This is a genomic window from Micromonospora sp. NPDC006431, from assembly GCF_042870725.1.
Taxonomy (GTDB): domain Bacteria; phylum Actinomycetota; class Actinomycetes; order Mycobacteriales; family Micromonosporaceae; genus Micromonospora.
On the sequence record NZ_JBIAHQ010000012.1, the window covers coordinates 189064 to 210093 of the forward strand.

A 21030-nucleotide genomic window follows, 5' to 3' on the forward strand; every position below is an offset into this window, starting at 1 on the left:
ATCCCGCGTGAGCGCAGGTATCTGCGGTTCCGCCCTGCTGATCGTCGCCGCAGCAGCAACCGCCACTCTCCTGCTCACCCGCCGGCGGCGACGCGCCCTGGCCGAGAAGGTCGTCGCACACGACTATTCCCAAGTCCCCCCACACACGCGGCGCGCCGGCTCCACCTGGTGCGCGAGATCGTCGCCAAGTCGCACGTGGCCGAGGAACTGGGTCCGATGCTCGTCGCGTTCTTCCTGATCTCCTCCCTCGGCCTGGCCACCATCGCACTCGACCTCATCGGAGTCGGCCCCACCCAGCTCGCGACCCAACTCAGCGGGCAACGCGACGGAACCGCGGTGCTCGCCGCCTACCTCACCGACGTCGGAATCTGGGCCATCAGCCTGCTCGTCATCGGCCTGATGATCCTCGGATACCGCTCATACCGATCGGCCGAGACCCGACGCCTCGTCGCGGTTTTGTGGGACCTGGGCACCTTCTGGCCGCGCACCGTCCACCCGTTCGCACCCCCCTGCTACGCCGCCCGGGCAGTGCCCGAACTGACCAAACGGGTCGCCGCCCTCGCCGCCCGAGGCCCCGTGGCCATCTCCGGACACAGCCACGGCTCCGTCCTCGCCGCAGCCACCGTCCTCCGACTGCCTCCGGCCGCCCTGCCCAACGTGGCGCTGCTGACCCACGGCAGCCCACTCGGGCGCATCTACGCCCGCCTCTACCCCGCCTATCTCGGCCAGCACGTGCTGTGCGACCTCGGCGAACGGCTCGACTGGCGATGGCGCAACCTCTGGCGAGACACCGACCCCATCGGCGGACCCATCTTCGACCACCGAGCCGCCGAGCCCACGTGCGGCAACCCCGCAGCAAGCCAGGTCGATGTCCGCCTCCGCGATCCCCGCGCCCTGACCATCGACCCAGCGGACACCGTCCCACCACCAGTCGAGCGCCATTGGCCTTATCACACACAACCGCAGTACCAGGAGGCCGTACGGGAACTCGTCGACCGAACCAGCCACCGGCGCCAAGGCAAAAGCTGAGTTCGGACAGGAATGGCGCCTGGCCCGTGGGTCACCGGGACAGGCGCCATTCCTGGACACGAACACCTTGGCCTTGCCGACCGCCCACCGAACGTCCGCCGGTCTGTCAGACACCCACTGGTTCGCGGTCCTTGGGCGGGGCGTTGCTGCCGTGCGGGAGCAGTCGTATCAGCCAGGGGCCGGCCACCAGCAGGACGGCCATGGCCAGCACCACCAGTGCGATCGGGTGCGTGAAAACGATCAGCAGGTTGCCGTTGCCGAGGGCCGACGTCTGGGTGAGCGCCTTCTCGAAGAGCGGGCCGATCACCAGGCCGAGGACCAGCGGTGCCATTGGGAGGTTGTAGCGCCGCATGAAGTACCCGGCGATGCCGGCGGCGAAGACGACCCAGACGCTGAACATGTTGTTGTCGATGGAGTACGCGCCGACGAAGCTGGTGAACAGGATGATCGGATACAGGTAGGCGTACGGGATTCGTAGCATCTGGGCGAACATCGGTGCCATCGGCAGGTTGAGCACCAGCAGCATCACGTTGCCGATGAAGAACGACACCAGCAGGCCCCAGACGAGTTTCGGCTGGCTTTCGAACAGCAGCGGTCCGGGCTGCAGTCCGTAGATGGTGAAGGCGCCGAGGAGGACTGCGGTCGTGCCGCCGCCGGGGATGCCGAGGGTGAGGGTTGGTACGAAGTTGGCGTTTGCGGCTGCGTTGTTGGCGCTCTCCGGGGAGGCGACCCCTTCGATCGCTCCGCGCCCCAGTTGATCCTTGTTCTTGCCGACCCGCTTTTCCACGCCGTATGCGATGAAGGAGGCCAGCGTTGAGCCGGATCCAGGGAGGCAGCCGAGGAGGAAGCCCAGGATGCTGCCGCGTCCGATCGGGCCGATGCTGCGCCGCAGTTCGGTTCTGGTGATCAGCAGGTCCCGGAAGCGGGTGCGGATCGGCGCGGCGGCACCGACGCGGATCTGGTACATGACCTCGCCGACGGCGAACAGTCCGATCATGACCTCCACGAACGGTACCCCGCCGAGGAGGTTGATGCTGTCGAAGGTGAAGCGGGAGGTGCCGGTGCCGGCGTCTAGGCCGACGGTCGCCAGCAGCAGGCCGGCGGCGGCCATCGCGAAGCCGCGGATCCGTGAGTCGCCGGAGAAGCTGACGATGGTGGCCAGGCCGAGGATCATGATGGCGAGGTTCTCCACCGGGCCGAACTTCAGCGCGAAGCCCGCGAAGGGCGGTGCGAGCACCATCAGCAGGACGAGTGAGAAGATCGCCGCCACGAAGGAGCCGATCGCGGCGATGGCGAGCGCTGCGCCGGCCCGGCCGTTACGCGCCATCTGGTAGCCGTCGAGGGTGGTCACGACGCTCGACGCCTCGCCCGGGGTGGAGATCAGTACTGAGGTGATGGTTCCGCCGTACTGCGCGCCGTAGTAGATCCCGGCGAGCATGATGAGCGCGGTGACGGGCTCGAAGTCGAGGGTCAGTGGTAGGAGCACGGCCACGCCGGTGGTTGATCCGAGGCCGGGGAGCAGCCCGATCACGGTGCCGGCGAGGACGCCGACGAAGCACCAGAGCAGGTTCTCGGGGGTGAGCGCGGTCTGGAAGCCGAGCAGAACGTTGTCGATCACCGATCAGCCCTCCGTACCGAGTCCGAATAGCCCGCCGGGCAGGGGCACCCTGAGGAACAGTCCGAAGACGCCGTAGATCACGGCGGCGGTGAGCGCAGCGATGAGGGCGGATCGCACCAGCGACTGTCGTTCGATCCAGGTGGAGATCACGAAGACCAGTCCGGCGAACGCCGCCAGGAATCCGACGACCTGTACCAGGAGGATCGCGCCGAAGGTCAGCGCGAACACCGCCCAGAGGTTGCGGACTCGCTCCCGCCGGCTGCGCCCCGTGATGTCGATGTCGTCGTCGGCGTCCGGTGCCTCAGCAGGCTCTGCCGCGTCGGTCACCCCGGCACGCTCGACGCCTGGCCGGACCGCGATCCAGCCGCACAGCAGAGCGGTCAGCCCGCCGGCGACGACCGGGAGGAAGCCGGGACCGACCCGGCCGTCGTCAACGAACACGCCGTAGGAGAGGCCTCCCGCCGCGGCGGCGAGGCCGAGCAGGGCGAGGACGGCGTACGCCCTTGCCTCGCCGCTGCCGCGAAGCCGAGTCAGCGCGCTCACCTACTTACCCAGCGCCTTCTTGAGCAGGCCGTTGTTGTCCTTCAGATACTGGGTGAAGTCGGCACCGAACAAAGCGTTCGGCTGTAGGTAGTTGCCGGCGATGTACTGCTTGGCCTTGTCGGACTCGACGAACTTCCGGCTCGCGTCGACCCAGAACTGCTGTGCCTCCGGGCTGATCCCACCGGGTGCGATCATGCCCCGGAACTGGGCGTACGCGACGTCGACCCCCTGCTCCTTGGCGGTCGGGATGTCCTTGAGCTCGGGGTAGTCGTACCGCTTCTCTGAGAAGGCGCACAGCGCCTTGAGCTTGCCGGCCTTGAGCTGCTCGACGACCTCGCCGGGGTTGAGGGAGGCGACCTGGATCTGGTTGCCCAGCAGCGCCGCGAGCAGTTCGTCGCCGGATTCGAACGGAACCCGGTCGAACTTGGCGCCGGTGGCCTGCTCGGTCAGCGTGAAGACCACGTTGTCGAGGCTGGTCGCTCCGGAGACACCGGCGAGCACCCGACCGGTCTTGCTGGCGTTCACCACGTCCGCGCAGGTCTGCCACGGGGAGTTGGCGGGAACGACGGCCAGGGTGAAGTCGTCGCCGATCTTCATGATCGCGGTGAAGGAGGTGTAGTCGAAGTTCACCTTGGTGTTCAGTGGCAGGGCCAGCAGGGCGGTCTCGCTGGGCAGCAAATAGTTGGGGTCGCCCTTCTTGCTGAGGAAGTAGGAGTAGCCGACCGCGCCCGAGCCGCCGTCCCGGTTCTCCGTGTTGACGTGCAGGCCTGGAACCACCGCCTCCAGGCCCGCGGCGATCGACCGACCGGACACGTCACTGCCGCCGCCCGCACCGAAGGGGACAACCATCGTGACGTTGCCCCTCGGCTTGAACGATCCGCCGTCCGATCCCTGGCCGTTGGCGCTGCTGCAACCGGTGGTGGCGAGGACCGAGGCGGCCACGACCGCGGTCAACAGCGAAGTACTGCGCTTCATGGTGAACCCTTCGTGGTGTGGTGGTGGGTAGGCTAGGTCGGATGCTGCGTTGATGAAGGTTGTGGGCCGCCGCTCGAGCAATCCGGCCCGGTCGGTGCAGGCGGCTAGCGCTGCGCTGGTACTGGGTGGAGCTGCTGTGCCACGTCGGTCGCGATGCGCAGCAGCCGGAGGTAGCCGTCGGCGGTCCACGCACTGCGCCCGATGAACAGCCCGCGTACGCCGGGCGCCTGCAGCAGTTGCCGGGCGTTCGCGGGGTTGACTGAGCCGCCGTACAGCACGCCGGAGATTCTGTCGCCGTACTCGGCGGCGAGTGCCTCGGTGACCTCGGCTACCTCGGCGACGGTGGGCTCTCGGCCCTGCTCGCCGATCGCCCAGACGGGCTCGTACGCCAGCAGCACCGCCGACGGCGCTGTCGCCTGATTCAGGGCGGTGGCGGTCTGCCGGAGCACGTACTCGGCGGCCCTGCCGGTGGCCCGCACCTGGACCGGCTCCCCTACGCAGACCAGCGGCGTGAGGCCGTGTCGTAGCGTGGCCTGGACCTTCTGGTTGACCGTATCGTCGGTCTCGCCGAAATGCTGGCGCCGCTCCGAGTGTCCGATCTCGACCAGCGTCGCCCCGGCGTCGGCTACCTGGGGCACTGATAGTTCCCCGGTCCAGGCGCCGGCGTCGGCCCAGTGCGCGTTCTGTGCGCCGACGATGATCGGCGACGACGGTCCTAACACGTCCCGGACCACGGAGATCGCGGTGGCGGGGGGAATCACGAACGGCTGGACACCGGGCCAGCCGCCCGGCGGGATGGCCGCGCGCAGCGCCTCGGCGTATGCTGCCGCGTCGGCCCGGGTCTTGGTCATCTTCCAGCTGGTGCCGATCCACCGGACCATGGCGTCAGTCCCCCTCGTACGAGCAGATCGCGGCGACCTTGGCCGCGGAGGCGGAGGTGGGGTCGAAGGAGTAGGTCAGCCACTCCCTGGCCAGCCGGCGGGCCAACTCCAGCCCGATGACGCGCTGGCCAAAGGTCAGCACCTGGGCGTTGTTCGACAGGATCGCGCGTTCGACCGAGAACGAGTCGTGGGCGGTGACCGCCCGGATGCCGGGTACCTTGTTCGCGGCGATGGCGACGCCCAACCCGGTCCCGCACACCAGCAGGGCACGGTCAGCGGAGCCCTCGACGATGAGGCGGGCGGCGGCGACGGCGATGTGCGGGTAGTCGGTGTCCTCGCCGGAGGCGACGCCGACGTCGATGACCTCCCGCACCGCGGGGTTGGCGGCCAGGTCGGCCTTGAGCGTCTCCTTGTAGCTGAAACCGGCGCTGTCCGCGCCGACGACGATTCGTAGGGTCATCCTTGCTCCCCAGGCTGATCGGTGGCGACGTGGTCGGTGAGGGCGGTGACGATCAGGGCGAAGGAAATCGCCCCGGCGTCGGGGGCACCGATGCTGCGGTCGCCGTGGGTGCGGGCCCGGCCCAACCGGGCGGGTATCCGAGCGGTCGCCTCGGCGGCAGCGGTCGCCGAGGCGGCGGCGACCGACCAGGCGGCGGCCAGCGATGCTCCCGCCGCCGTCTCTGCTGTGAGCACCTGTTGGAACGGCACGGCGGCATCGACCATCGTCTTGTCGCCCGGTTGCGCACCGCCGAGCCGGACGATCGTCTCGACGGCCGCCGTGACCGCGCGGACGACGTCACCGGGTGCCGGTAGCTGATCGTCGTCCAGTGCGGCGCCGGCGGCGGTGAGGGCAGCGCCCCAGAGCGCACCTGACGTGCCGCCCGCCCGCTCGGCCCAAGCGTCGGCGGCGGCGACCATCAGTCCCCGGACCCCGGCCTGCTCGGTTACCGCCGCCGCGGCCGCCTCGGCGGCGGCCATGCTGCCCCGCGCCATGCCGATGCCGTGGTCTCCGTCGCCGGCCACCGCGTCGATCTCGCCGAGCCGGGTCTCGTGAGCGAGCACGACGTCTCGGACCGCGGCCAGGGCCTGCGCGACCCGGGTGGCGCCCATCTGCGCTGCGGGCGGTGCCGGCCGCGGCTGCGGCCGGATCGGGGCAGCCGGCAGCGCGGGGCGGGGCGGGTGTTGCGGCGCCGGACGGCGCTGGAAGGCGGGTGCGTCGGCAGGAGCGATCCAGTACGCCTCCAGATCGTCGTCGAGGAAGGTGAGGCTCAGCGACAGCCCGGCCATGTTCAGGCTGGTGACGTGCTCGCCGACCACTGGGCGGACGATGGTCAGACCGGCCCGCTGCAACCGGTGGGCGACCCGGCGGTAGATGACGAACAGCTCTTCGTACTTGATCGACCCGAGCCCGTTGACCAGCACCGCCACCCGGCTGCCCGATCCATCGGCGCCGGCCTCGTCGAGGATCTCGTCGACCAGCAGATCCGCCACCTCGTCGGCACTGGGCAGCGGCTTCGCGCCGATCCCCGGTTCCCCGTGGATGCCGAGCCCGATGGCCATCTGTCCGCCGTCGACGGTGAACAGGGGGTGGTCGGCGCCGGGCAGGGTGCAGCCGTCGAAGGCGATGCCGAAGGACCGGGTGGCGGTGTTGGCGCGCTGGCCGATCGCCGTGACGGCGGCAAGGTCGAGGCCTGCCTCGGCCGCCGCGCAGACAATCTTGAAGACGATGAGGTCACCGGCGACACCGCGGCGGCGGTGCCGCTGTTCGGATGGGGCCGAGGCGATGTCGTCGACCACTGCGATGGTGCGAACGTCGATGCCGTCGGCGCGCAGCCGCTCGGCGGCCTGGCCGAAGTGCAGGATGTCTCCCGCGTAGTTGCCGAAGCCGAGGATGACGCCGCCGCCGGCTTCGGCGGCGCGGGCGACCGAGTGGATCTGGTTCGCCGCTGGCGAGGCGAAGGTGTTGCCGCACGCGGCGCCGTGCGCGAACCCCGGGCCGACCCAGCCGGCGAAGGCTGGGTAGTGTCCGGAGCCGCCGCCTAGCACGACCGCGACCTGACCGGGCGGGGTGGCCGCGGCGCGCACGACGCCGCCGTGAACCGCCAGGACGTAGTCCTGATGGGCGGCAACGAATCCTTCAAGCGCTTCCCTGGCGAACTCTGCGGCGGCGTTGACCAGGCGCGTCATCGTACGGCTCCCAGCTTCGTGCGGAGAAGGCCGCGCAGGTAGTCGCGGTTGCGGGCTGACACGCCCAATCCGTCACCGCCGTAGTGCTCGACACATATCGGGCCCTGGAAGCCGGCGTCGAGGGCGATCTCGATAGCGCGCCGGTAGCTGATCAGGCCCGACTCGGCCGGAGCTGGGACCGTGAAGTACGCCCCGGTGGCTGGATCGTGGTCGCGGTAGTAGTTCTTGATGTGCCAGTAGTTGGCGTACGGGAGCGTCTTGAGGTGCAGCTGCTCCCAGTCCGCTACGGGCCGGTGCAGACGGACGAGATTGCCGATGTCCGGGTTCAGCCCGACGTTCGGCAGGTTGATCGCCTCCACCAGCGCAGCTGCGCCTTCCGCCGTGCCGAGCAGGGTGTCCTCGTACATCTCGAGGGAGAGCGCGACACCGAAGGTGGCGGCGTGCTGGCCGATCTGCGTGAACCGGTCGACCGCGAGCGCGAAGCTCGCCTTGTCCTGCTGCGTGTCGGGCGGGCCGGGCTCGGTCCAGAACCACTGGGCCGCCTGCTGCCGGTCGGTCAGCGGACGGTGCAGACCCAGGCAGACCACGCTGGTGCCGATGGCTGCGGCCGCTTCGATCGTGCGCAACGCGTACCGGAGGTTGGCCTCACCGTCGCGGGCGTCGAGGATGCTGCGCCGGACGACGGAGATGGCGGTGACCCCGAGGTTGCACTCCTTGAGCGTGCCGGCCAGCTCTGCCCGCTGGCGATCATCGAGGTCCCCCGGACGCAGCCAGCTGTCGGTGATGTCGACGTGGTCGAACCCGCAGGCGCTGACCTCGGTGAAGACCCGGGCCCATTCGGCGGGGCCGGCGTCCTGGACACTCGTCCCCGCTCGGGTCTGTCCGGGGAACTGGATCAGGGCAGCGCCGATGGGCCACTGCTCTGCCGTCCAAACCATTCCTGTCTCCGATCGAAGTCGCCGGGTGATTGCCGTCCCGTTGCCATGGCATTGCCGCCTCGTTGCGCCTAGATCCTGTAGGATCCATGACCATGCGCCCCGTGTCTAGAGGTGGGACCGGTAGGATCTCAGCCACCATGACAACCCCGACGACCCCGAATCCCGCCCGGCCGGAGCCCGACCTGGGCCGCACGGTCGAGCGGCGCGCCCTGCGCGATGGCGTCTACGACGCGATCCTGGAACTGCTGCTGGAGGGGCGGGTCAAGCCGGGCGCGTCGTTGAGCATTGACGCCCTCGCCCGGCAGCTCGGCGTATCGCCCACGCCGGTCCGCGAGGCGATGGTGCAGCTCGAGCACACCGGCCTGGTCACCCGAGCCGCGCTGAAGGGTTACCGGGTGGCGTCACCCTTGTCGGCCGACCGCATGTCCGAGCTGGTCGACGCCCGCACCATCCTGGAGGTCGCCGCCGTCCGCGGCGCCGTTCCGATGAGTGATGCCGCCCTGCTGGAGCTGAAGGCCGCACACTCCGACCACGTGATGGCGGCCGAATACGTCAAGCGCGTACGGGCCACCAGCGACGAGACGAGCTGGCCGGTCATCCGCCGGTACTACACCGCCGACTGGGCGTTCCACCGGGTGATCCTGCACCACTGCGGCAACCAGTACCTGTTGCAGCTGGCCGAGGGCCTCTCCCCCCAGGTGCACCGGATGCGCCAGTCGCTCGGCCACGGGCTCACCGACGTGGACCAGGCGGTGGCCGAGCACGGAGTGATCCTCGAGGCGATCGCCACCGGCGACGACCAGCGGGCCGAGGACGCCATGCGGGCCCACCTGCTGGGGGTACGGGCCCGCTCGTTGGCGGAGAGCTGACCGCTCGCGGAACCCGGGCTTGACGCGTCGGGACAGCAACCTCGATCCTATAGGAAACATGGATAGGCCCGTGTGTAGTGCTCGCGACGAGCACCGGGATGCAGGAGAGGAACCACATGCCGCAGACCACCGCCGAGGAGCTCCGGCCCCGGATCGCCCTCACGCTGGGCGACCCGGCCGGGATCGGACCGGAGCTTGCCGTCCGACTGCTGGCCACGCCCGGCAACCTCGACCGGGCCGAGGTGCACGTGCTCAGCGACGCCGCCGAGTTCAAGGCGGTCGCCGGCGAGTTCGGCGCGGACGTCCGGGTGGCCGACGTGGCTACTCCGGGTCACGCCGTGCTCGTCGGCAGCAACCTGTCCGGGCAGCCGGTGGCGCGGCGTACGGTCAGCCGGGAGGCCGGTGAACGGGTGATGAGCGATCTGCGCAAGGCGCTGAGCCTCTACCAGGCGGGCACGGTGGACGCGATCATGTTCACCCCTTTGAACAAGGCCTCCCTGCACCTTGCCGGAATGCACGAGGAGGACGAACTTCGCTGGTTCGCCAAGAACCTCGACTACACCGGCACCACCTCAGAGCTGAACTTCGTACCCGGGCTGGTCACCTCCCGCGTGACGTCGCACATCCCGCTGAAGGACGTGGCGGCACGGATCAACGCCGGCTCCGTGCTCGCGGCCATCCGCCTGCTCGACGACGTGATCAAAGGATCAGGGATCGAGGCACCCCGTCTTGCCGTCTGCGCACTCAACCCGCACGCCGGCGAGAACGGCCAGTTCGGCCGCGAGGAGATCGACCACATCGGGCCCGGCATCGAGGCCGCCCGGGCGGAAGGGATCGACGCCAGCGGGCCGTACCCCTGCGACACGGTCTTCATCAAGGCTCGGGACGGCCGCTTCGACGGCGTGGTCACCATGTACCACGACCAGGGCCAGATCGCGATGAAGCTGATGGGCTTCGACCGAGGCGTCACCGTCCAGGGCGGCCTGCCGGTACCGATCGCGACCCCATCACACGGCACCGCATTCGAGATCGTCGGCAAGAGGATCGCCCACCTCGGACCCACCCAGCACGCGTACGACCTGACCGTCGCCCTCGGCCGGCGGGTACGCCAGCGGGGATAGGCCGCGTCGCCAGCAACCCGCCGATCCTCCTGGACCGGAAAACGGGGCTTGCTGCCGGTCGCCCGGGTAGAGCACCTTGTCGGGGGCGTCGGCGTCACATCCGCGCCCGCCCCACCGCGCTCCCATCGACCTGATCAGTCATCGACCCACCGCCTCAGCCCACGACCGAGGCCAGGCCCGATCGGGGTGACCTGCTGCACGACGCGGCCCGCACCGCCGCGCCCAGCGCGTTCACCCCGCGGCCGCTGTTGCCGATCGCTACGTACCAGCGCATGAGGGCAGCAACCCGCAGCGTCGCCCAGAGCATGACCATGACGACGAACAGGTCGATCACCCCGCCGGGCTCGACCGGCAAGCCGAGCACGGGCAGCAGATGCTGCGGGTCAGTGAGCATCCACTGCCCGCGTAGAGGGTGAACCCCTGCACCGCCAGCACACACGTACACGAGCGCCACCACAGGCGTGCCAGGGGTCGGTCTGCTGCAACGCGTGACACGCCAGGGCGAGGGCCGTGGCCGCGTGACCGGGGTCCCTATCGGCGGCCGGCGAGAACCTCCCGGGCGATGGCGTCTCGTTGGGCTGCCTCGCGTTCGGCCTGGGCTTGTTCCGCGGCGGCGCGCTTGTCGTACGCCGCGCGCGCGGCGGCGATCTCGTTCTGGTGCGTCTCCGTCCAGGTCACCAGGGTCCGGATCGTCTCGTGGAGGGTGGCGCCGAGGGCGGTGAGTTCGTAGTCGACGCGGGGCGGGACGGTGGGGTGCACCGTCCGACTCACCAGCCCGTCGCGTTCGAGGTGCCGGAGGGTGCGGGCGAGCATTCGTTGGCTGATGCCGTCGATCATGCGCCGCAGCTCGGTGAAGCGCAGGCTGCGTCGGTCCAGCAGCGCGATGACGAGCAGTGACCACTTGTCGGCGACCCGATCGAGGATCTGGCGGACCTCGCAGTCCTCGCGGGTGTCCCACTGCAGCACGTCGTAGTCGGCGTCGGTATCCCGGCAGTAACCGAGGGACCGCGAAGTTCCGTCTTCCATGCTTCCCGATGGTGCCTAACGATGCTCTCGGTTACAAGAAGGAACCGGCATGCGCCGGGAGAACCGGGGGACGATCTGCCCTCCGAAAGGAGCCGAGATGTCGACGTCGAGCACCCGCCTGGATGGGCGGGCGTGGGGCGTGTTGTTCGTGTTGTGCGGGGCGATCTTCCTGGAGGGGATCGACATCGCGATGCTGAACGTGGCGCTACCCGCCATCAGGGAGGATCTTGGATTGTCGACCGGGGCGCTCAGCGGGGTGGTGAGCGCCTACGTGCTCGGGTACGGCGGGTTCATGCTGTTGGGCGGGCGGGCTGCCGACCTGCTCGGCCGGCGGCGGATGTTCCTGCTGTGGCTGATGGTCTTCCTGATCTTCTCCGGGCTGGGTGGTTTCGCCACCGAGGGCTGGATGCTGCTGGTGGCGCGTTTCGTCACCGGGGTGGCAGCCGCGTTCATGGCTCCTGCGGGGCTGGCCCTGATCACCAGCAACTTCCCGGAGGGCCCGCAGCGCAACCAGGCCTTGGGCGTGTACGCCGGCACCGCCGCGGGTGGTTTCTCCCTCGGCCTGGTCGCCGGTGGCCTGCTGGTCTCGGCCGGCTGGCGGTGGGTGTTCTTCGCCCCGGTCATCCTCGCCGCGCTGATCCTGCTGGCCGCGGTACCGCTGCTGAAGGACGACGTGCAGGAGATCCCGCAGGTGCGGGGTTTCGACCTCGCCGGCGCGGTGAGCGTCACCGCCGCCATGCTGCTGCTCGTTTATGGCGTGGTGCGGCTGGAGCACGGCGGAGAGGGGCTTGGGACGACCCTGGCCGTCTTCGCTGCGGGCGTGGTTCTCCTGGGGATCTTCGTCCTGATCGAGCGGCGTGCCGCAAGCCCGCTGGTCCGGCTCGGAATCCTGCGGTCCGCCGCGCTGGCGCGGACCAACCTGGCTGCGCTGCTGTTCATGATCTCGTTCGCCGGGTTCCAGTTCATGGTGACGCTCTACCTGCAGGAACTGCGGGGCTGGAGCCCGCTGCAGACCGGTCTGGCCATGCTGGTGGTCGGTATCGACACCATCCTCTCCCCGGCCCTGACGCCGCGGCTGGTCAACCGGTTCGGCAACGTGCGAGTGCTTTTCTGCGGCATCGTCTGCGCCGCTCTGGCCTACGTGCTGTTCCTGCCCGTCGCGCCGGACTGGACCTACGCCGCGATGCTGCCGAGCATGCTGCTGCTGGGCCTGGCCTTCTCGCTGTCCTACGGTCCGCTGACCATGGCGGCCACCGAGGGGATCAACGAACAGGAGCACGGCGTGGCCGGCGGCCTGCTCTACACGTCGATGCAGTTCGGCATGGCCCTCGGCATCTCCGTGGTGACCGCCGTGAGCGTGGCCACCGTCACCGCTGAGGCCGGGGAGGGCATCAGTCTGGAGGCGGTCCGCGCTGGCCTGGTGCCGCCGGTAGCCGGAGCCGTCCTCGCCGCCCTCATCACGGCGTTCGGTCTACGCCGCAAGGCCACGACGCCTCAGGTGCCGACGCCGACAGCCGCCCACACGGCGGCCTGACCAAAGGGAGCAGCGATGGCGACCAGAGTTCCCACGTTCTCGATGATCGAGGGCCAGTTCAACGCCTACCTGCGGGACATCGGCTACGCCACCATGACCACGGTCGACGCCAAGGGCCGCCCAAGGGCCCGGGTGCTGATCGCGGTGTGGGAACAGATCGACGGACGGCCGCTGGGCTGGCTGGCGACCTACAAGACGCCGGTCAAGGCGGCTCACCTGGCCAACAACCCGCACGCGACGTTCTCGTACTGGAGTCACCGACAGAACGCGGTGGCGATCGACACGATCACCGAATGGATGAGCGACCTCGAGACCAAGCAGTACGTGTGGCAGCTGTACGAGCAGACCAGCCCGCCAGGGGTCGGGTACCCCCTCGGCAACTTCTGGCGCAGCCCCGCTGACCCCACGCTGCACGTACTGCGATTGACCCCGTGGCGCGTCCAGATCATCCGTGGCACGGATCTGCAGAGCCGCATCTGGCGGGCACCCGGCATCAACTGACGCCACCCGGAGCCGAGCCCAGCCGGTGCGGTCGAGATAGCGGATCGCGTCCACGATGTCGCGGCGGGGGTAGATGATCGGCCACGTCCGGTGCCGGCCGGGACGTACGTCCGGGCGTCGACCATCACCAGCCCGGCCAGCGGCGACCTTCCGGCCGGCGACAGTCCGGCGCTGTCGGCCAGTAGCTGCTGGAGGGGCGCAGCCGGCCGGCCGTGAGGGCTCTCTGCTCGTCGTGGATCACCAGCACCCGGGCTGCACCTCGAAGCAGCTTCGACCCCCGGTGCGCGTACAGTTCCGGGTCGGACTTGGGGCGGGCCGGGTAGATCCGGCGCAGGGAACGGGACGAGACAGCGACGGCATGACGGCGGACAACATTACCGAAACCGGTCAATACGGCATTGACCCGACCCGGCTGGAGACCTGTCTCAGCGTCTTTGAGGCGTTGGAGGATCTCCCTCCCGATCACCCCGACGTCGTGCGGGTGCAACGGGCCACCGCGAGGCTCTACAAGATGATCAAGCAGCGGCGACGCGAGGAACGGCGGGATGCCATCACGGCGGCCGACCGCGCGGTGACGGCGGCCACCGCCACCGGCGCCCCGGGCCGGATCGACGACGAGACCCAGGGCATCCCGCTCGCCTCCCCCACAGTGGGTGCCACGGCCGGCTTCCTGCACAATCCGCGCGGCTGCTACGTCTGTAAGCAGCGCTACCGCGAGGTGGACGCCTTCTACCATCAGCTCTGCCCGCCCTGCGCCGCGCTCAACCGGGAGCGCCGCAACGCCCGCACCGACCTGACCGGCCGGCGCGCGCTGCTTACCGGCGGCCGAGCGAAGATCGGCATGTACATCGCGCTGCGGCTGCTGCGCGACGGCGCGCACACCACGGTCACCACACGGTTTCCGCACGACGCGGTCCGCCGATTCGCCGCGATGCCCGACAGCGGGGACTGGTTGCACCGCCTGCGGATCGTCGGGATCGACCTGCGCGACCCCGCCCAGGTGACCGCCCTCGCTGACTCGGTCAGCGGCCAGGGATCACTCGACATCCTGATCAACAACGCGGCGCAGACCGTCCGCCGCACACCCGGGGCGTACGCGCAGCTCGTCGCTGCGGAGGCGGCGGCCCTGCCGGACGGCCCGCTGCCGGAGATGATCACGTTCGCCAAACCAGCCGGCCGGGGCGACTTGGCGGGCAGCCTGATCGCCTCGCCGCCGGCGGCTGCGATCCCCCCGCACGCGCTCACCGCGCTGGCGCTGACCAGCGGCTCCGCCTCGCCGGAACGGATCGCGGCAGCCACCGCCATCGACGCCGGCGGCCTGGTCCCGGACCTCGACCCGGTCAACAGCTGGGTGCAGCGGGTGCACGACGTGGACCCGATCGAGCTGCTTGAAGTGCAGCTGTGCAACGTGACCGCGCCGTTCGTGCTGGTCAGTCGGCTGCGATCGGCGATGGCCGCAGCGACCGCCCGCCGCAAGTACGTGGTGAACGTGTCGGCGATGGAGGGCCAGTTCGCCCGCGGCTACAAGGGGCCGGGGCACCCGCACACCAACATGGCCAAGGCTGCGCTGAACATGCTGACCCGCACCAGCGCCCAGGAGATGCTGACCGATGGCATCCTCATGACCAGCGTCGACACCGGCTGGATCACCGATGAGCGGCCCCACCCGACGAAGATGCGGCTCGCGGACGCCGGCTTCCACGCCCCACTGGACTTGATCGACGGCGCGGCCCGGGTCTACGACCCGATCGTCCGCGGCGAACAGGGCGAAGACCTGTACGGCTGCTTCCTGAAGGACTACGCGCCCTGCGCCTGGTGATCGGCACGCCTACCCCGCCATCGGCCGCCCAGCCTCAAGAGCGCATCGGCAAAGTCAGCGGGGCGGCCTGATCGACAGGGCTAGACCGCGAGGGACGGTACGGCGGAGGCGAAGACGTTGTCCGGGTCGTAGCGGCGTTTGGCGCTGACCAGCCGCTCGTAGTTGGGGCCGTAACTCGGCGGGACCCGCTCGGGCTCATCCGCGCCGAGCAGGTTCGGGTAACCGCCGGGCAACGCCAGCGGCGCCAACCGTTGCGACGTTTGGTCGGCCCAGTCGCCGTACCCCGCTTCGGCGTCCTCCGGCGCCCACGCCCCGACGATCTCGACAAGCAGGTGGTCCGTGCGCAGCCCGAAGGCGGTCTCGGCCTGGCCCACTCGGGCGGCGGCGCCGTGGAAGTGGTGCATGGAGATGGCCGAGTACGGTGAGGCGATCTGCGCGGCGGCGTCAGTCAGCTCCTCGGCGGCGGCCTCGGACAGGTGGGACAGCCAGCGGGTACGCAGCCGGTAGTGGTTGCCCTCCCGCATGGCGCCGTCGAACATGCTCAGCGCGTCGTGGTACGGCGTTGCGGCGATCTGGCTCATGAGCGGGTTGCCCAGCCGATCCAGCCCCGCGATGAGCCGCTCGCCCTCGGCGAGGTCGGCTCCGCTCCACATGGGACAGAGGAACACCATGGGCGGCCCTTCTGGGTTGGGCAGGAAGCCCGCCATGATCGTCGCCTCGTCGGGGGTGGTCGCCACGATCTCGCGGTACCCCGTCAGCACGGTGGCCGCCTGGGTGAACGGGAACAGCATCATCCCGGCCAGCACGGTCGGCAGTTCGTGCAGCCGGTACATCAGGCTGGTGACCACACCGAAGTTGCCGCCGCCGCCGCGCAAGGCCCAGAACAGTTCGGCGTCGCCGTCTGGGCTGGCGGTCACGAGGCGGCCGTCGGCCAGTACGACATCGGCGCGCAGCAGGTTGTCCACCGCCAGCCCGTACCGGCCGCAGAGTGGACCGTAACCGCCGGCGAGGGTCAATCCGGCCATCCCGACCGTCCGTACGGTCCCCGTCGGCGTGGCCAAGCCGTGCTGCTGCCCAGCGCCGGAAACATCGCCGATGTGCGCCCCGCCCCCGACCGTGGCCGTACCCACCTCGGTATCCACCGCCACCTGCCGCATGCCGGAAAGGTCAAGCACCAACCCGCCGTCGCGCAGCGCCCGCCCCGCCCAGTCGTGGCCCCCGCTGCGTACGGAGAGCGGCACGTCGTACTCGCGGGCGGTCAGCACGGCGGCGCGTACGTCGTCGTTGTCGAGGCACCGGACGATCGCGACGGTCCGGTGCGTGACCGCACAGTTCCAGATCCGGCTAGCCGACGCGAACCCATCGTGTGTGGGCAGCAGTAGCCGGTCACCGAACACGGGGCGCAGCCGCTCGGTGGCCCGAGCCACGTCGGCGCTGGCGTTGATCGAGGTCATTGCGGCTCCCGACGAGGCAGCGGCCCCCGCCGTACAGGAGGTGTGACGGTTGGCGGGGATCCGGGGGTGGCGGCGACGCTAACATCGCCACGCGGATGCCGCTGTCTGGAACCGGACCCTTAGCGTGGAGTTCGGCCGCCCGGCTCGCCGCGCGCCGTCCGGGATACGGCCGACCGGCGGCGACGCGGGCTGGGCTTCCGGGGGCGTCAAGCCGTTGCCGCCTGGCGGATGGGGTGGGTCCTGCTCGGCGGCATCCTCCACGAGTACGAGCATGCCGCATGATCTGCGCGGACGGGGTTTTCGGCAAGTGCAGGGCCGACTCGCCGACCACGTCGAGGCCGACCACGTCGGGGCCGGCCACGCGCACCTGGGCGCCGTCGAGATCAACGTCCACTGTCCGGTCTGGGGGGGGCAGGCGCGGGTGTCACGCCTTGAAGGTTTCTTGCCAGCGCTCTACTAGGCTGGCGAACTCGTCGACGGCTTCGCGGGCTTGCTCCGTGGTGGTCCGGGTGTGCAGCGCCGCCCGGTAGGCGTCTGCGGTGCGGAGGATGGCGTGGTCGGCGGCGATGTAGATGGGTGACCGCTCGCCGAGGAGGTCCAGCAGCCGAGGACGGTCTAGTTCGGACTCAACCAGCCGGCGCTCCGCGTCGTGCACGCCCTCGGTAGGCCTCCTCTGGCCGGGGATGGTTGGCGGCGGGGACCATCTGAAAAGGAGCAGGTGGGACGGGCCGGGCATCCCGTCCCGGTCCCTTTCCCACGCCTCCAGGAAGGCCAGGACCGCCCGGAGGTTGCCAAGGATCGACGCCGGTACCTCGACCAGTGGCTGGGCGGTGCTCGGGCGGGTCGCGGTCAGCCGCGCCCACAGCACGATGGTACGGATCATTGGAAAGGCTACAAAGACGATGGTGGATGTCAGCGCGATGACGATGACGAGCCCCGCCCACGGCCCGCCGAAGTCGGTCGCCAGTTGCCAGTCCAGGATCTGCGGGATGTTCGGACCGGGGAACGAGCCGACCAAGTGCCAGGTGACCGCGGCGAGCGACTCGGACGCGCTCGTCCAGCCGGCATCGGTCGCGCCGGCCCGGACATCAACGGCGCCAACGGCACGCAGCAGGGTCAGCACCGCCGCCGCAGCGATGACGATGTGCACACCGATCAGCGCATAGCCGCGTAGGTCCTCCCGCAGCCCGCTCGATGGTGACGCCCAGTCGCTGGTGCCCAAAACCGCGGGGCGCCGCAGTACCCTCCACATCAGATAAAGAAAAAAGGCCGCAGACAACCCCCAGCAAGAGGTGATGATCGCCCGACCGACGGGGAAATCCCAAGGCATCCACGTCACGTGTTCGGTGAGCCATCGCGGGGCCGGTGCATCGCTTCCTACGAACCCGAGCAGGAACGCCACGGCCACCAAGTCGTTCGGCAGCTCCTCCTCGTCCCAAAGGAACACCAGCAACAGCACCGTCGCCACGAGCCACACGAGCAGCGTGATGCCGATCTTGCTCCACGGTCCCCGCCCGCCGATCCCAGGAAGCACTGGGCTGTTGAACCACACCAGGGCGACGGCCGCCGTCAGCGTGAGCACCGCCGGCAGTGCGCGGACCCGCTGAAAGGCCCAGATGCCAAAGGCGGCAGCGACCATCATGGCAATGACGGTCCCGACGAGCGCGAGGCTGGTCCACGAGAACCAACGCATCGCCACATCCGCTCCCGGCTCTATCACGCTCCACACTGTGCCCGCGCCCGTAGCCAGCAGAAGCAGCCAGACCGGGATCTCGACGAAGCGGAAGATGCGGCGGCCACCGATCTTGCTCGCCACCGCGGCCGAATACCGCCGTTCGTTGCTTCGGCTTTCGACGAGCGCGTACACAGCGACCGCGACGCGCACCAAGGGCGGAATCACGACCAGCTTGAAGCCGAGGACGAGCAGCCGCCCGTCGATGCCTGGGAGTACGGGTGGCTCGGTCCACTCCAGCCGGCCCGCAATGTCAAGCAGCGGAACGGAATCGACAAGGTGCCACAGGTACAGCCGCTCGATGGCCCACAGGTCGGCATCCCCGCCGGCCATCGCTGCCGTGATGGCGGCAAACGCCTCGACGCTCACCATGACGGCCGCCGCGGCGGTGAGGAACGCCAGCAGCAACGAGCGCCGGTGAGCCGGCTCGACCAGCGAGATGATGACGTTGCGGACGACGACTATCAGCAGTACCGATGCCAGCAGCGCCGCGACGGATGCCGCGACCCAGCGCGCCACCGGACCGCCGCCGACCGCCGCCGTCAGCACCAGCCGCAGCAACGCGACGACGCCGACGGTGGCCACCATCACCAAGGCGAACAGGCGCAACCAGGTACGCAGTGACTCGTCGGCCGCGGCGTCGAGCTGGACCTCAGCGCGGTCGCGCCAAGCATCGAAGGTGCTGAAGGCCGAGTCCAGCATCGACTGGATCTTCCGCAAGGCCGATTTCACGACCGTATCCTCTCATCGAGGCGCCGGGGCGTCTTGTCTGCGGCAACTCTCGTATAGACCGCGGGGCGCTGTGCCGGCGGCGTCCTCGGCGGTGATCCGGAACCCGAGGAAACTGTCGGCAACCAGTGGCGTGCGCGGCGCGGTGAAGCCGTACTTCCCGGGACCGGCGGGCAGAACCGTGACCTCGGTCCAGGTGGCGCCGCCGTCGGCGGTCACCCAGGCCTGCAGGTTACGGAGGCTGCTCGAGGCGCCGCTGACGCTGACGTTGAGGTTCAACGGCCGGTCGGCGCGGGCCTGGTTGTGCCGGTCGAGATCCGCGGTGGCGGCCACGTTGAGCAGCCGCACCGGGGTGGCCTGCCCGGACGAGCCGTCGGCGCGGAAGGTCCACCTGGTCTTGCCCTCGCCGCCGACCGGGTACACGTCGCCTGAGGTAAAGGAACGGCGTGCAGGGCGGCGACCCCGCCAAGCTCGGGGCGGCGCTGGTCCAGCTCGTCGGCTCCGCTGAGCCGCCGGTGTGCTGGGTGGCCGGCGCTGACGCGTTCGCTGCCCTGGAGCAGAAGGCGAAGACCCTGCTCGACCAGGCCGGCGCGCACCGCGACCTGTCCTCGTCGCTCGCGCGCGACAACGCCTGAACGGCTACCTGCACACCGATCTGGAGGACATCGCCGGCGTGGCCACGCACCTGCGGCTGTACGACCTCACCCTGCGGCGCACCGTGGCGGTGGCCGGCGGGGTGGGGCTGGTGTTTTGCCGGGGCGACGTGGTCCACCGGCGGGCGTACGGTGACCGCCTGGTAGACCCCACCCTGACCTGAGCCGGGCGGTGCCCCCGGCCGGTCAGACGTTCACGTGGAAGTGCACCGAGAAGTAGCCGGTGTTCGCCGTGGAGTTGGACGCCTCCACGCCGACCCACCCGTGGAACGTCCCAGTGTCGCCGATCACCTGGAGCTGCGGCTTGCGGTGTGAACCACCGGTGTAGCAGGTGCTCGACGTCAGGCAGGTGCACCAGTGCTCGTAGAAGTTCCGCCGGCCCGCTCCCGCGAGATAGTAGCGGATCGGGGCGGAGGTCGCGCCGTTCGGGCAGGACGAACAGGTGGCGGTCGGGGGGCTGAGCCAGCTCAGGCAGTTCCCGTTGCATCGGGCGAACGACCGGAGGTCCATCCCGCTAGGGCCGGCGGCACCGGTGCTTCCGCTGTAGCCGGCGTGCCGGCCGGTGTACTGGGCCAGCGGGATGTTGCTGACCGGCGTGTACGCGTCGTTCGAGGCGGAACTGCCGAAGCCCCAGCCGACGGTGACCCCGTAGTTGGAGCTGACGAAGTCGAGCCGGGCCAGGTCGCTGGCGGGCTGGCTGACCGCCCAGGTTTCCTGGACGCCCCCGCTCCAGGTGATGGTGATGCTGTCACCGGAGTTGGTGTACGTGCCGCTCAAGGACTTCACGACGCCACCGGGCTGGAATTCGGCGGCCGTCCGCACCTCGCAGTCGTGGCCGGTGCAGCCGGTCGTCCGGACGCCCGTGCCGGCGGCCCCGACGACGGTGGCCCGGTTCCAGTACCAGAAGCTCTCGGTCACCGTGCCGTCGCCGAAGAAGTAGTAGGTCGCCAGCCGGACCCAGACCGGACCGGTGGCGGGCGCGCCGGCGGCGGGGATGGCCCCGAGCGCGACGCTGTAGATGCGCCGCCCGCCGGGGTAGTCCACCGCCTGCGCGGGCGCTGGCAGGACGACCGCTCCCATGGTCAGCGCCAGCAGCGCGGCGGCGAGATACCGCCAGGTGATCCTCCGTCGATGACCCATACGTCACTCCCCCTTATGACCGACCGGTCGACATATCGTATCCGATCGATACCGACCGGATGGTCCCGCGGCGCGGGACGCCCAGGGAAGCCGACCCGGGTCAGGGACCGATGAGGTCCCACCGGACGCTGTCGAAGAACTTCCGAATGTCAAGATCGATCACCCAGTCTTTCTTCCAACACCGTTGTCGCGTCCGATCGCCGCTGTCGCCCGTGAGCTCGGCATCGGGGAAGGCACGCTCGGAAATTGGGTCGCCGCGTATCGGCGCGAGCATGCTGGCG

22 protein-coding genes are annotated in these 21030 nt (G+C 69.7%); 8 read left to right on the top strand and 14 right to left on the bottom strand.

The window, feature by feature from the left end; translation table 11 throughout:
* The first annotated feature begins 168 nt into the window (after window positions 1–168).
* Window positions 169–1029, top strand: a complete 861-nt coding sequence (locus tag ACFYM6_RS21785; protein WP_387278078.1) for a hypothetical protein — start codon at window positions 169–171, stop codon at window positions 1027–1029.
* A gap of 106 nt (window positions 1030–1135) precedes the next feature.
* Here the strand turns inward: ACFYM6_RS21785 and ACFYM6_RS21790 are convergent, their stop codons facing one another.
* From ACFYM6_RS21790 to ACFYM6_RS21820, 7 genes are all read right to left on the bottom strand, one after another.
* Complete coding sequence (locus tag ACFYM6_RS21790) at window positions 1136–2647, bottom strand: tripartite tricarboxylate transporter permease (RefSeq protein ID WP_387278080.1); 1512 nt, start codon at window positions 2645–2647, stop codon at window positions 1136–1138.
* Between the two features lie 3 nt (window positions 2648–2650).
* Window positions 2651–3190 carry a tripartite tricarboxylate transporter TctB family protein gene (locus ACFYM6_RS21795; protein WP_387278082.1) on the bottom strand — a complete coding sequence of 180 codons (540 nt, stop codon included), beginning with the start codon at window positions 3188–3190 and terminating at the stop codon, window positions 2651–2653.
* Complete coding sequence (locus ACFYM6_RS21800; protein ID WP_387278084.1) at window positions 3191–4165, bottom strand: tripartite tricarboxylate transporter substrate binding protein; 975 nt, start codon at window positions 4163–4165, stop codon at window positions 3191–3193. It lies immediately after the preceding gene.
* 104 nt (window positions 4166–4269) lie between these two features.
* Window positions 4270–5046 carry a triose-phosphate isomerase gene (locus tag ACFYM6_RS21805; RefSeq protein ID WP_387278086.1) on the bottom strand — a complete coding sequence of 259 codons (777 nt, stop codon included), beginning with the start codon at window positions 5044–5046 and terminating at the stop codon, window positions 4270–4272.
* 4 nt (window positions 5047–5050) lie between these two features.
* A complete protein-coding gene (locus ACFYM6_RS21810; protein ID WP_387278088.1) occupies window positions 5051–5506 on the bottom strand; it encodes a ribose-5-phosphate isomerase in 456 nt (151 codons plus the stop codon).
* Window positions 5503–7233 (bottom strand): dihydroxyacetone kinase family protein, encoded by a 1731-nt coding sequence (locus ACFYM6_RS21815; protein ID WP_387278090.1) that lies wholly within the window; start codon window positions 7231–7233, stop codon window positions 5503–5505. The genes ACFYM6_RS21810 and ACFYM6_RS21815 overlap by 4 nt, the downstream gene beginning before the upstream one ends.
* Window positions 7230–8171 carry a sugar phosphate isomerase/epimerase family protein gene (locus ACFYM6_RS21820; protein ID WP_387278092.1) on the bottom strand — a complete coding sequence of 314 codons (942 nt, stop codon included), beginning with the start codon at window positions 8169–8171 and terminating at the stop codon, window positions 7230–7232. Before ACFYM6_RS21820 ends, ACFYM6_RS21815 begins: the two co-directional genes overlap by 4 nt.
* Before the next feature lie 137 nt (window positions 8172–8308).
* Between ACFYM6_RS21820 and ACFYM6_RS21825 the strand changes: the two genes are divergently transcribed.
* Together ACFYM6_RS21825 and ACFYM6_RS21830 are read left to right on the top strand one after the other, a co-directional pair.
* The gene (locus ACFYM6_RS21825; protein ID WP_387278094.1) at window positions 8309–9040 is read left to right on the top strand and encodes a GntR family transcriptional regulator; all 732 of its coding nucleotides are present in this window, start codon (window positions 8309–8311) and stop codon (window positions 9038–9040) included.
* A 116-nt stretch (window positions 9041–9156) separates the two neighbouring features.
* Entirely contained in the window at window positions 9157–10161 is a 1005-nt protein-coding gene (locus ACFYM6_RS21830) for a 4-hydroxythreonine-4-phosphate dehydrogenase PdxA (RefSeq protein WP_387278096.1), read from the top strand.
* A gap of 154 nt (window positions 10162–10315) precedes the next feature.
* On the opposite strand, the gene ACFYM6_RS21835 is transcribed toward ACFYM6_RS21830, so the two are convergent.
* Window positions 10316–10555 carry a hypothetical protein gene (locus tag ACFYM6_RS21835; protein WP_387278098.1) on the bottom strand — a complete coding sequence of 80 codons (240 nt, stop codon included), beginning with the start codon at window positions 10553–10555 and terminating at the stop codon, window positions 10316–10318.
* 137 nt (window positions 10556–10692) lie between these two features.
* Window positions 10693–11187, bottom strand: a complete 495-nt coding sequence (locus ACFYM6_RS21840; RefSeq protein WP_387278100.1) for a winged helix-turn-helix transcriptional regulator — start codon at window positions 11185–11187, stop codon at window positions 10693–10695.
* Window positions 11188–11284: 97 nt separating this feature from the next.
* Here ACFYM6_RS21840 and ACFYM6_RS21845 point away from each other — a divergent pair, with 97 nt between their 5' ends.
* The 3 genes from ACFYM6_RS21845 (at window position 11285) to ACFYM6_RS21855 (ending at window position 15041) form a co-directional block, all read left to right on the top strand.
* The gene (locus ACFYM6_RS21845) at window positions 11285–12721 is read left to right on the top strand and encodes an MFS transporter (RefSeq protein ID WP_387278101.1); all 1437 of its coding nucleotides are present in this window, start codon (window positions 11285–11287) and stop codon (window positions 12719–12721) included.
* A 15-nt stretch (window positions 12722–12736) separates the two neighbouring features.
* A complete protein-coding gene (locus tag ACFYM6_RS21850; RefSeq protein ID WP_387278103.1) occupies window positions 12737–13222 on the top strand; it encodes a pyridoxamine 5'-phosphate oxidase family protein in 486 nt (161 codons plus the stop codon).
* Window positions 13223–13580: 358 nt separating this feature from the next.
* Window positions 13581–15041: an SDR family NAD(P)-dependent oxidoreductase gene (locus ACFYM6_RS21855; protein WP_387278105.1), complete on the top strand. Its 1461-nt coding sequence runs from the start codon at window positions 13581–13583 to the stop codon at window positions 15039–15041.
* Between the two features lie 80 nt (window positions 15042–15121).
* Here ACFYM6_RS21855 and ACFYM6_RS21860 read toward each other — a convergent pair whose 3' ends face one another.
* The 3 genes from ACFYM6_RS21860 to ACFYM6_RS21870 form a co-directional block, all read right to left on the bottom strand.
* A complete protein-coding gene (locus tag ACFYM6_RS21860) occupies window positions 15122–16495 on the bottom strand; it encodes an FAD-binding oxidoreductase (RefSeq protein ID WP_387278107.1) in 1374 nt (457 codons plus the stop codon).
* Between the two features lie 424 nt (window positions 16496–16919).
* Complete coding sequence (locus ACFYM6_RS21865; RefSeq protein WP_387278109.1) at window positions 16920–18959, bottom strand: hypothetical protein; 2040 nt, start codon at window positions 18957–18959, stop codon at window positions 16920–16922.
* Window positions 18960–18971: 12 nt separating this feature from the next.
* Entirely contained in the window at window positions 18972–19379 is a 408-nt protein-coding gene (locus tag ACFYM6_RS21870) for a hypothetical protein (protein WP_387278111.1), read from the bottom strand.
* Window positions 19380–19402: 23 nt separating this feature from the next.
* Here ACFYM6_RS21870 and ACFYM6_RS21875 point away from each other — a divergent pair, with 23 nt between their 5' ends.
* Together ACFYM6_RS21875 and ACFYM6_RS21880 are read left to right on the top strand one after the other, a co-directional pair.
* The gene (locus tag ACFYM6_RS21875; RefSeq protein ID WP_387278113.1) at window positions 19403–19591 is read left to right on the top strand and encodes a hypothetical protein; all 189 of its coding nucleotides are present in this window, start codon (window positions 19403–19405) and stop codon (window positions 19589–19591) included.
* 38 nt (window positions 19592–19629) lie between these two features.
* Window positions 19630–19773, top strand: a complete 144-nt coding sequence (locus ACFYM6_RS21880) for a hypothetical protein (RefSeq protein ID WP_387278115.1) — start codon at window positions 19630–19632, stop codon at window positions 19771–19773.
* Window positions 19774–19795: 22 nt separating this feature from the next.
* Here ACFYM6_RS21880 and ACFYM6_RS21885 read toward each other — a convergent pair whose 3' ends face one another.
* Both ACFYM6_RS21885 and ACFYM6_RS21890 read right to left on the bottom strand, forming a co-directional pair.
* Window positions 19796–20749 (bottom strand): hypothetical protein, encoded by a 954-nt coding sequence (locus tag ACFYM6_RS21885; RefSeq protein ID WP_387278117.1) that lies wholly within the window; start codon window positions 20747–20749, stop codon window positions 19796–19798.
* A gap of 100 nt (window positions 20750–20849) precedes the next feature.
* The coding region (locus tag ACFYM6_RS21890; protein ID WP_387278119.1) for a hypothetical protein at window positions 20850–21030 on the bottom strand (181 nt) is incomplete at its 5' end.

Coding starts and splice junctions, on each gene's coding strand:
- ACFYM6_RS21830 (WP_387278096.1), top strand. CDS start 9,157: ATGCCGCAGACCACCGCCGAGGAGCTCCGGCCCCGGATCGCCCTCACG.
- ACFYM6_RS21825 (WP_387278094.1), top strand. CDS start 8,309: ATGACAACCCCGACGACCCCGAATCCCGCCCGGCCGGAGCCCGACCTG.
- ACFYM6_RS21800 (WP_387278084.1), bottom strand. CDS start 4,165: ATGAAGCGCAGTACTTCGCTGTTGACCGCGGTCGTGGCCGCCTCGGTC.
- ACFYM6_RS21855 (WP_387278105.1), top strand. CDS start 13,581: ATGACGGCGGACAACATTACCGAAACCGGTCAATACGGCATTGACCCG.
- ACFYM6_RS21860 (WP_387278107.1), bottom strand. CDS start 16,495: ATGACCTCGATCAACGCCAGCGCCGACGTGGCTCGGGCCACCGAGCGG.
- ACFYM6_RS21805 (WP_387278086.1), bottom strand. CDS start 5,046: ATGGTCCGGTGGATCGGCACCAGCTGGAAGATGACCAAGACCCGGGCC.
- ACFYM6_RS21835 (WP_387278098.1), bottom strand. CDS start 10,555: ATGCTCACTGACCCGCAGCATCTGCTGCCCGTGCTCGGCTTGCCGGTC.
- ACFYM6_RS21815 (WP_387278090.1), bottom strand. CDS start 7,233: ATGACGCGCCTGGTCAACGCCGCCGCAGAGTTCGCCAGGGAAGCGCTT.
- ACFYM6_RS21820 (WP_387278092.1), bottom strand. CDS start 8,171: ATGGTTTGGACGGCAGAGCAGTGGCCCATCGGCGCTGCCCTGATCCAG.
- ACFYM6_RS21850 (WP_387278103.1), top strand. CDS start 12,737: ATGGCGACCAGAGTTCCCACGTTCTCGATGATCGAGGGCCAGTTCAAC.
- ACFYM6_RS21840 (WP_387278100.1), bottom strand. CDS start 11,187: ATGGAAGACGGAACTTCGCGGTCCCTCGGTTACTGCCGGGATACCGAC.
- ACFYM6_RS21845 (WP_387278101.1), top strand. CDS start 11,285: ATGTCGACGTCGAGCACCCGCCTGGATGGGCGGGCGTGGGGCGTGTTG.
- ACFYM6_RS21885 (WP_387278117.1), bottom strand. CDS start 20,749: ATGGGTCATCGACGGAGGATCACCTGGCGGTATCTCGCCGCCGCGCTG.
- ACFYM6_RS21810 (WP_387278088.1), bottom strand. CDS start 5,506: ATGACCCTACGAATCGTCGTCGGCGCGGACAGCGCCGGTTTCAGCTAC.